Raw genomic sequence first — 9,602 nt, forward strand, 5'->3', positions numbered from 1 at the left:
CGCCGTTTTGCGTAGCCAGGATACCGCCGCGGTCGCCAACCGCCCAACCGAGTTGCGGGCTGACAAAGGTCACCGCGTACAACGGATCGCTGACGCCGCTGTCCTGGCTGCTCCACGTGCTGCCGCCATCGCTGGTCGCGATGATGAGGCCGAAATCGCCGACCGCCCAGGCTCTCTGTCCATCAATGGCCGCTACGCCGAACAAGGCGTCGGTGTATTGCCCCGGCGGCGGAACCCATGCTTGCGTGACCCAGGTTGTGCCACCATCACCGGTGTGCAGGATGACTTGGGTGGGCGCACTGACGTCGGATTTGCCGCCAACCGCCCAGCAGGTCTTGGTGTCGACGCACGCGACCGCGAACAGCGCGTCGGAAGTGCATCCATTCAAGGCGGCATTGACCGCAGCGAGGATTTCATCGACCGTTACGACCCCGTCTCCGTTCAGGTCAAAGGCCGTACAGGAATCGATCGGGAGCGTTCCGAGAGCGATGTTCACTCCGGTGAGAATTTCATCCACCGTCACGCTTCCATCCCCGTTACAGTTGCCGGGACACATGTTCTGTGCTGTCCACGTCGCGCCGCCGTCAACCGTGTGCAGAATCGTCGACAGGTCACCAACCGCCCAGCCGTTCTGGCTATCGACAAACGAAACCCCATTCAGGGCTTGCGACGTCTGGCTAGTTTGGGCATGCCAGCTCGTCCCGCCGTCGGGAGTGTGTAGTATGGCGCCGCCTGCACCCACCACCCAGCCGGATTGGTTGGTGACGAACTTGATGCCGAAGAAAGACGTGCTCACGGGGGTCGCCTGGAGCTGCCAAACCGCACCGCTGTTTGTCGTGTGCAGGACGGTACCCGAAGTCCCTGCAGCCCACGCAACCTCCGGGCTCACGGCGCTGACTGCATAGAGCGTCGCCTCGGTGGGCGACGGGCGCGCCAGCCAGGTGGTCCCCCCGTCGGCCGTGTGCGCAATGGCCCCGAAATCTCCGACCGCAAACCCGTCGGTGGGGCTAGAGAAGCTGACGCCGAACAGCGTGTTGGTGGTGGCCGGGTTCTGCAATTGCCAGGTGCTGCCGTCAGCGGTGTGCAGCAGCGTGCCGCCACCACCGACAATCCAGCCGGTGTGTGCATCCACGAAGCTCACCGCATTCAAAGAGTTGGTGTTGTGGGCGTCCTGCGGGGTCCACGTCTGTCCCCCGTCGGCGGTATGGAGGATGACGCCTTCAAACCGCGCGAAGTCGATCCCGGCAAGCCAGCCATTCATCGGATCGCTAAATGCGACTGCGTTGAGCACGTCGACGCCGGCCAGTGATTGCGAGGTCCACAAGCCACCGCCATTGGCAGTCTGCACTAGGGTTCCGCCGTCACCGACCGCAAAGCCGTGCTGCGAATCCACGAAGGTAACGGCATACAGCGAGCCTGTGGTCGAGCTGTTCTGTGCCGTCCACGTGCTGCCGCCATCGATAGTTGCGAGGACAACTCCCGCGGCACCGGCTGCCCAACCATGCTGGGCGTCGACGAAGGCAACAGCGTTGAGATCGGACTGGGTTGCGCTGTTCTGCGTCGTCCAGGAGTCCCCGCCGTTCGTCGTGTGGAGGATAACGCCGCCACTGCCCACCACCCAACCATTCGAGGCATCAACGAAGGCCAGGCCGTACAACCCGGATTGATTGAATTGCGCCGGGACGGCCTGCGCTGTCCAGGTCTCCCCTGCATTGGTGGTCTGCAAGATCGTACCGATCTCGCCCACGACCCAACCAGTCGATGCATTGACAAAGGTGATCCCGTAAAGATACGCGCCGGTTTGGCTTGCCGGACTCGTCTGGAAGTCCCACTGCATACCGCCATTGCCGGTATGCCAGATTTCGCCGAAGCTGCCGACCGCCCATCCCGACTGCGCATCGACGAACTTCACGCCGAAGAGATCATCGCCCGTGGGGTCCGGGTTCTGCACAAACCAGCCGGCCCGTGCAACCGAGGGACGGAGCGGCACAACCGTGGCCCACAACGCAGCCTGCATCAATACTACGAGAAACCTACGCCGGTGCTTACTCACTTGGTTATCCTCTCTTCCGTCGCTGTGACGTCAGCAACGCGCGCACCGCAGCCGGACGTCCGGACGCCTCATAATCCCCACGAGCAACGGGCTGGCTGCGAATAAAGGCGAGTTCTTTGCCGCTCAACCGCTGAGGCATATTTCACACAATCCCCGATCATCCGAGCTGCATTATCGGGACCGGAACTCTCGTCACTCGGCACTATATCAGACAAATTTTCGTGGCGCGATGCACCCGCGGCGCGCTGCCGCATGAAGGCCAGTTTGCCGGGCCTGCTTGAATCCACAAAGACCGGAAGTTATGGTTCCACTGGGTCGCGGACGGCGGGCACAGGGGCAAGAGGAGGGCACGATGGCTGATATCCAAGAGGTGAGTGACAGCTCTTTTGACAGCGAGGTCCTGAAGTCTCCTCTGCCGGTTCTGGTCGATTTCTGGGCGCCGTGGTGCGGGCCGTGCAAGGCCATCGCGCCGGTCGTGGCAGACCTGGCCAAGGAATACGCCGGCCGTCTCAAGGTCGTAAAGATAAACATCGACGACCATCAGCAGACGCCATCGCGCTACGGCGTGCGCGGCATTCCCAACCTGATTCTCTTCAAAGACGGCCAGGTCCGTGATCAAATCGTCGGGGCCGTGCCCAAGACGCAACTGGTGAAGGCCATCAGCCAAGTCGTGTAGCGACGGACACGGCGATGGCGCGGGAGCTGATCATCGGTCCGACGTCGCACTACTTCTACTCACAGCGGCTCAAACTGCATTACGTCGATTGGGGCGGCGGCGATAAGCCGCCGCTCCTGCTCATCCACGGCGGCCGCGACCACGCCCGCAATTGGGACTGGGTGGCGCAAGAGCTGCGCAACGACTATCACATCATCGCTCCAGACCTGCGCGGCCATGGCGATTCGCAATGGGCCATCGGTGGCGCCTATGCGATGGTCGACTACGTCCTCGACGTAGCGCAGCTGCTCAGTGCCGTACAACTCTTCCCCATCACCATCATCGGACATTCTCTGGGAGGCGCCATCGCCCTGCAGTACAGCGGCGTCTACCCGGACCGGGTGCGCAAGGTGGCGGCCATCGAGGGGCTCGGACCACCCCCATTCTTGCTCCGCGAGCGGCCTGCGCACCAACGCATGGCCGAATGGATCATGGAGATGCAAACCTTGGCGCAACGCCACCCGCACCGCTACAAGAGCTTGGACGAGGCGGTGGCGCGCATGCGGGACGCCAACCCGCACCTCACACCCGAGCAGGCACGACACCTGACGGTCCACGGCTCCTATCGCGATGAAGACGGTACGTACCTGTGGAAGTTCGATAACTACGTCCGCGCCGCCTCACCGTACCTCTTCAATATGCAAGAGGCGCGGGAGTTCTGGGCGCAGATCACCTGCCCAACGCTGCTGGTCCGCGGCGCCGAATCGTGGGCTTCGGATCCCGAAGAGGACGGACGCGCCACGGCGTTCCGTGACGGCAAACGGGTGAACATCGAGAAAGCGGGGCACTGGGTTCATCACGACCAGCTCGAGGCGTTCCTCACCGTCGTGCGCGACTTCCTGCGGGCGTGAGCCGTCCGGGAGCGCCGGCATCTTGCCGTCTTCACCTTCCGCCGTCGTCCGGCGCCGCGACGTCAATGCTGCGCCAGACGTACCAGGAGGCGATGCTGCGATACGGCCGCCACGGCGCGGCGATGCGTTGCATCGTGCGCGGCTCCGGGAGATCGCGCAGGCGATAGAGCCGCTGCATCCCCTTGCGGACGCCGTAGTCACCCACCGGCAAGACGTCGGGCCGCCCGAGGGAGAAGATCAGGAGCATGTGCGCCGTCCATTCACCGATGCCGCGCACGGCAGTCACTGCCGTAATGATCTCGTCATCAGGAAGCCGCGCCAGCCGTTGCGCGCGGAGCCTGCCCTCCGCGAACGCCGCGGCGAGAGCGCGCAGGTACGACAACTTCTGCCGCGAGAGCCCGGCGCGCAGGAGCGGCTCATCGGCGGCGCCAAGAAACTCGGCCGGGGCGGGAATCCGGCCACCGAAGGGCGCGCACACGCGCCGCTTGATCGCCGCCGCCGCGCTGCCGGCAAGCTGCTGATACAGCACGGCGCGAAACAGCGAGCGGTAGATCTGCTGGCGCGGGCGGAGCCTGCAGGGGCCCGCCCGGTCGATCACTTCCGCCAGGCGGACATCGACACGCCGCAGGTGCCGGACCCCCGCTTCCACGAACGATGGGGTCAGCCGCGCCGGCACGGGAGGCTCAGGCAACCTGGGCCTTGACCTCGCCGAAAGCCACGTCGGTCACGTCCAGCGTGCGACGGATGTCGGCTTCACTGTGCGCCGCGGTCAGGAACCAGTTGTGGTGCGGGTGGATGTACACCCCTCGCACCGCACACGCCGCCGCGAACACCCGGTTGCGTTCGAATGAGCCCGCATCGTCCCGGAAGCTCATGAACGGAATCGCCGGCGGGCCGGTCAGCGTCACGGGCAGGCCATGACTGCGGCCTTGCTCCTCCAGCCCGCGGCACAGCATCGTCCCGACGTGGCGCATGCGCTCGATGCCGCCAGTCGCCTGCAACTCTTTCAGGCACGCCAGCGCCGCCGCCATCGGCACGGCGCTGGTGAAATAGGACCCGGTGAAAAACACCGACTCAGCGGCGGGGCGAAGGGCGTCGCGGCCGACGCAGGCGGACAGCGCATACCCGTTGGCAATGGCCTTGCAGTAGCAGGAGAGGTCGGGGCGCACGCCAAAGTACTCCCCCGAGCCGCCGAGGTGCAGCCGGAACCCAGCGCGTACATCGTCCAGGACCAGTACGATCTTCTTCTCATCGCAGAGCTGTCGTACGCCGAGATGGAAGCCTTCTGCCGGCAGTTCCGAATCATGAAAGGCTTCGTGTTTGAAGGGAGTGACGATGATCGCCGCCACCTGCCCATCGTGTTCCTCCACCACCCGGCGCAGGTCGGCCAGGTCGTTGTAGGTGAAGGTGAGGACGTTGGCGGTGTCTGCCGGTGTCGTGCCGGCGGGCAGCGGCGTGCACCAGGCATGCGTGCCATGGTAGGCGCCCTGGGCCATGACGATCTTGGGCCGGCGAGTATGCTCGCGCGCCACCTCGAGCGCGAAAGTGCACACGTCTGATCCGTTCTTGGCGAACACCGCCCAGTCGGCAAACGGCGTGATGTTCACCAGATACTCCGCCAGCTCGGGCCACACGGATGCCGGTCCATTGAAACAGTTCCCCTTGCGCATCTGCGCCAGCGCGGCTTCCTCCACCTTCGGATGCCGGTGCCCGAGCACGATGGGTCCGTACGAGCACATGTAGTCGATATACTCATTGCCATCGACGTCCCACACGTGCGCGCCTTCTCCATGGTCGAAGAAGTACGGATATGATCCCGGCACCAGCATCGCCGGCGTCTGGTGGCCGTAAATGCCGCCGGGAATGCAGCGGGCCGACCGCTCGAATAGCTCCTGCGTTTTTGTGAACTGATACAGCGCCATGATCTCCTCCGTCGGGCCGCTCGCGCGCGAACCCACGATCGCCAATTATCTCTTTGCTTGCCACCTTTCGCGTTTCGCTGTCAACCAGCATCCGGCACGTCTGCATCCGGCACGCCGGCCCCGGGCAAAACCGTTGCCAACCGCCGGCAATCCGCCTATAGCCCTCCAGGAAGAGAAGTCCTGAGTGCTGAGTCCTGAGTGCTCAGTTTCCCTTTCTTCTACTCAGGACTCAGCACTCAGAACTCAGCACTGACCGGGGGGGGAGATGGCGAAACTCAGGCTGATTGAAGGGAAGGGACGCAAGCGGGTGCTGGTCTACGGTATGCGGCTGTTCGAACCGGGCATGCTGGCGAAGGTCAACCGTGGCGACGTGGTGATGGCGGACGGCCGGCGGAGCCGCATCACGTTTCATATCATTGAAGGATCGGTCTCCCAGATCAAGAAGCAGCTCGCAACCAGCGTCGACGCTTTCTTCGATCTGCAGGATGAGATGAAGGACTAAGGAGGGAACATGCTGGCATCGCCCCTTGAATTCCCTGCTGACTTTGTCTTCGGCAGCGCCACGGCCGCGCACCAGGTGGAAGGCAACAACGTCCACAACGACTGGTGGGCGCATGAGCATGCGCCGGACACCAACGCGCTGGAGCCGTCGGGCATCGCCTGCGACCACTACCACCGCTTCGCTGAGGATTTCCGTCTCATCCATTCCCTCGGTCAGCGCGCCCACCGTCTGTCCATCGAGTGGAGCCGGATTGAGCCGGAGGAGGGACAGATTCAGCGTACCGAGATCAATCACTACCGGGCGGTGCTCGACGCCTTGCGCGAGCTTGGCATCGAGCCCTGGGTGACGTTGTTCCATTTCACCTTGCCGGTCTGGTTCGCCCAGCGTGGCGGTTTCACCCGGGCGGAGAACGTGGGCCTCTTCCGCCGTTTCGTTGAGCGTGTCGCCAAGGAGTACGGCGATCTGGTGCAGCGCTGGTGCACAATCAACGAGCCGACGGCGCCCGCCGAGCTGGGTTATCGGTTCGGATACTTTCCGCCGCGTCTGACCGACGCGCCCCTGGCCGCCGATGTGCTCTGCAACCTGTTTCGGGCGCATACGGCCGCGGCCGAGGCGCTGCGTGATCACGCGCGGCGTGCGCCGCTTGTCGGTATCACGCTGGCGGTGATGGCTGTCGAACCGTACCGGCCGGACTCCGCCGCCGACCGCGAGCTGGCGGCGCGGCGCGATGCCGAGACCAACGGCGTATCGTTCGACGCGCTGCGGACGGGACTCTTCAGCTATCCCGGCCGCCCGGCCGTGGAGATCCCGGGATTGAAGCAGTCCTCACAGTTCGTCGGCATCCAGTATTACTCCCGCATGCGCTACGGCGTCGAGACCGGCGGCCCCGCACCGGCTGACTGCAACCGGCAACTCAGTCAGATGGGGTGGGAAGTGTATCCGGAGGGACTCGGTCCATTGTTGCAGCGTGCCGCCGCCACCGGGTTGCCGGTGTACGTCACGGAAAACGGCATGGCCTGCGATGACGACCGCGACCGGGTACGGTACATTGCGGATCATCTTGCGGTCGTCGATCAAGTCCGCCGTGCCGGTGCGGACATGCGCGGCTACTTCTACTGGTCGGCAATGGACAACTTCGAGTGGAATTTTGGCTATGGCCCGAAGTTCGGGCTCATTGCGGTCGACCGCACGACCCTGACGCGGGCGCCGCGCCCGAGCGCGTACTTTTTCGGAGAGATCGCCCGCGAGCACCGGCTGACGCCGGAGATGGTGGCGCAGTACACGAAGTAGGCATGGTATCCTATCCCTCGGCCGCTGATCTTTACCCAATCCCCGGAGCCCAAGAGAGGAGCAGGACAACGATGAGAGTGACAAGCGGCGTACGGAGTGTGATTTTTGCCCTGCTCTTGGTGCTGATCGGCGCTTGCGGTGACGACGACGGGCCTGTGAAACCCCCACCGACTCCGACAGCGATCCCCACGGAGACCCCGACCGAGGCCTCGGCGGTACCCCATCTACCCATCCCTCAGCATCCGTACCTGGCACCAAACGGCAAAAGCAATATGCACAACGATGCCTACATGACGGACACTTATGAGGTGAGCGGGCCCCTGGGGAAAAACCCGGAGGTCACCCTCAAGAGCTATGCCCGGGGTAACAACCTGTGTGTCACTAACACCTTCGACCGCAAAGGACGGATACTGACGGTCAACGCCCGCATGAGCGGGTTTTCCCTGTTGCTCATCGATCCGGACACGCTGGAGCAATTGGCATCCTACCTTCTGCCTCCCAAGCACATGAGCGATCCCCTGTATCCTTATCGAGACACATCCGGAGGGGCCTATTTCGTTCTAGATAACCAAGACCAGGTCTTGCTGGCGGATTCTGACAATGCCATCCAGGTCATCCGCTACCGGGACGACAACGGGGCATTTGAACTGGTGCGCAAGTATGACCTCAGCACTTTCGTTGTGCCCATGGCAGCGCCGGCAATGGACCACGTGCAGATGGCCATACCAGACTGGAGCGGGCAGCTGTGGTGGTTCGTCACTCGCTTCGGCAAGGTGGGCACCCTCGACCCCCAGAGCGGCGCGGCCCATACCATCGAGCTGGTCGGTGAAGAAATGGAGAACTCCTTCACGTTAGGTGAAGATGGGGCCTACATCGTTACCGATCACGCCATGTATCGCTTCCATGCGGATCAGACCGGGTTGCCGCAGCAGGACTGGCGGACGCCATATGATCGTGGCACCCACATCAAGCCCGGTAATATCAATCAAGGCTCAGGAACCACACCGAAGCTGTTCGGCGACATGGTAGCGATCGCGGACAATGCCGAGCCTCGCATGAATATTCTGTTTATGCAGCGTTCCGACGGCAGAGAAGTCTGCCGAATTCCGGTATTCGAAGAAGGCCGAAGCACCACCGAGAATTCCATGCCTGGCTGGGTCCGTCAGGGCGCGAAAGGGCCGGAGTATTCGCTGATCGTCGAAAACAACTACGGCAAGAAGAGCGAACAGCTCTTAGCGGCGGGTGGCCCCTGCGCCGAGAGCGTCGGCGGCGTCACCCGCATAGATATGGTGCCGGATGGCAGCGGCGGGTACTCATGCAAGGAGGTATGGACAAGCCCGGAGGACTCCTGCAGCACCGTGCCCAAGATCTCTCTGGCCAACGGCCTAGTCTATCTGTACACCTATGAGCGCCTGCCCAGCGGTGGTTACGCTTGGCACCTGACCGCCCTCGATGTTGCCACCGGCCAGACCGTGTTCAGGATTCCCACCGGGGCTGGGCTAACGTACACGGACTTTGGCGCGCCGATAACCCTTGGCCCCGATGGCAGAACAGTCTACATCGGCACCATGGGTGGGATGACGCGCATACGGGATCTGAGTCCCTAGCTCAGCGGTGAGCGACGGGGTGAGGGAGCCCTCAAGCTGGTTGATGATTCGGCACGCAGCAGATGAACTGGAGGCCGTCGGAGCCGGCACGGAACTGGTGCTCCTCGTTCGGAGCGATGAAGACCGAGTCCCCCGGCCGCAGCGGGCGTTCGCCCTGTTTCCCGCGCACGGCGCCGATGCCGGCGAGGATGTAGACTTCATGCTCCCAATCGTGCGTGTGATACGGAGTGTAGCCTTCGGGGGTCAGGTTGAAGACGCGCATGGCAAAGTGGGGCGCGCCTTCTTTGTCGGTAATCAGCGGGCGCATCTCCACGCCCTTGGCTTCGCCGGAGTACGTCACGACCTCAACCTGTTCCCGGTTGCGCACCAGCATATCAGCATCCTCCCACTGGCAATCGATGCGAAGCACCATACCACAGGGCTGTGGACCGACCCAGCGCAAGCGATCGCCGGGCAGTGTCCCAGAAGATGGGGGGGCGAATTTGCAGCTGACAGCTGAGTGCTGAAAGCTGACCGCCAGACTTTCTTGATGTCTCGAATTCTGGCATGGTGACACCCCGCGCATGGCGCTGTGAGAGAGCCGTTAGCTCAGGAGGTAGAGCATCTGCCTTTTAAGCAGAGGGTCGCTGGTTCAAGTCCAGCACGGCTCACTTTTAAAGCCC

At 63.2% G+C, this 9,602-nt stretch carries 9 protein-coding genes and 1 tRNA gene; 6 read left to right on the plus strand and 4 right to left on the minus strand.

Going from position 1 to position 9,602, the window contains the following annotated elements; translation table 11 throughout:
- Nucleotides 1–2,053: YCF48-related protein (locus tag VF515_17440; protein ID HEX7409417.1), on the minus strand; the 2,053-nt coding region annotated here is incomplete at its 3' end.
- A gap of 352 nt (nucleotides 2,054–2,405) precedes the next feature.
- Between VF515_17440 and trxA the strand changes: the two genes are divergently transcribed.
- Both trxA and VF515_17450 read left to right on the plus strand, forming a co-directional pair.
- Nucleotides 2,406–2,729, plus strand: a complete 324-nt coding sequence (gene trxA, locus VF515_17445; GenBank protein ID HEX7409418.1) for a thioredoxin — start codon at nucleotides 2,406–2,408, stop codon at nucleotides 2,727–2,729.
- A 14-nt stretch (nucleotides 2,730–2,743) separates the two neighbouring features.
- A complete protein-coding gene (locus tag VF515_17450) occupies nucleotides 2,744–3,619 on the plus strand; it encodes an alpha/beta hydrolase (protein ID HEX7409419.1) in 876 nt (291 codons plus the stop codon).
- 31 nt (nucleotides 3,620–3,650) lie between these two features.
- Here the strand turns inward: VF515_17450 and VF515_17455 are convergent, their stop codons facing one another.
- Together VF515_17455 and VF515_17460 are read right to left on the minus strand one after the other, a co-directional pair.
- Nucleotides 3,651–4,295, minus strand: a complete 645-nt coding sequence (locus tag VF515_17455; GenBank protein HEX7409420.1) for a DNA-3-methyladenine glycosylase 2 family protein — start codon at nucleotides 4,293–4,295, stop codon at nucleotides 3,651–3,653.
- A gap of 7 nt (nucleotides 4,296–4,302) precedes the next feature.
- On the minus strand, nucleotides 4,303–5,541 hold the full coding sequence (locus VF515_17460; protein ID HEX7409421.1) for an aminotransferase class III-fold pyridoxal phosphate-dependent enzyme: 1,239 nt from the start codon (nucleotides 5,539–5,541) through the stop codon (nucleotides 4,303–4,305).
- Between the two features lie 265 nt (nucleotides 5,542–5,806).
- Between VF515_17460 and VF515_17465 the strand changes: the two genes are divergently transcribed.
- The 3 genes from VF515_17465 (at nucleotide 5,807) to VF515_17475 (ending at nucleotide 8,940) form a co-directional block, all read left to right on the plus strand.
- The gene (locus VF515_17465; GenBank protein ID HEX7409422.1) at nucleotides 5,807–6,043 is read left to right on the plus strand and encodes an allantoinase; all 237 of its coding nucleotides are present in this window, start codon (nucleotides 5,807–5,809) and stop codon (nucleotides 6,041–6,043) included.
- Between the two features lie 9 nt (nucleotides 6,044–6,052).
- Entirely contained in the window at nucleotides 6,053–7,333 is a 1,281-nt protein-coding gene (locus VF515_17470; GenBank protein ID HEX7409423.1) for a family 1 glycosylhydrolase, read from the plus strand.
- A gap of 71 nt (nucleotides 7,334–7,404) precedes the next feature.
- Nucleotides 7,405–8,940: a hypothetical protein gene (locus tag VF515_17475; GenBank protein HEX7409424.1), complete on the plus strand. Its 1,536-nt coding sequence runs from the start codon at nucleotides 7,405–7,407 to the stop codon at nucleotides 8,938–8,940.
- 31 nt (nucleotides 8,941–8,971) lie between these two features.
- Here the strand turns inward: VF515_17475 and VF515_17480 are convergent, their stop codons facing one another.
- Nucleotides 8,972–9,313, minus strand: coding sequence for a cupin domain-containing protein (locus VF515_17480; protein ID HEX7409425.1), 342 nt, complete (start codon nucleotides 9,311–9,313; stop codon nucleotides 8,972–8,974).
- A 204-nt stretch (nucleotides 9,314–9,517) separates the two neighbouring features.
- On the opposite strand from VF515_17480, the gene VF515_17485 reads away from it, so the two are divergent.
- Nucleotides 9,518–9,590: transfer RNA gene (locus VF515_17485), tRNA-Lys, on the plus strand.
- Nucleotides 9,591–9,602 lie beyond the last annotated feature (12 nt).

Source organism: Candidatus Binatia bacterium (genome assembly GCA_036382395.1).
In the GTDB taxonomy this organism is placed as follows: Bacteria; Desulfobacterota; Binatia; order HRBIN30; family HRBIN30; genus JAGDMS01.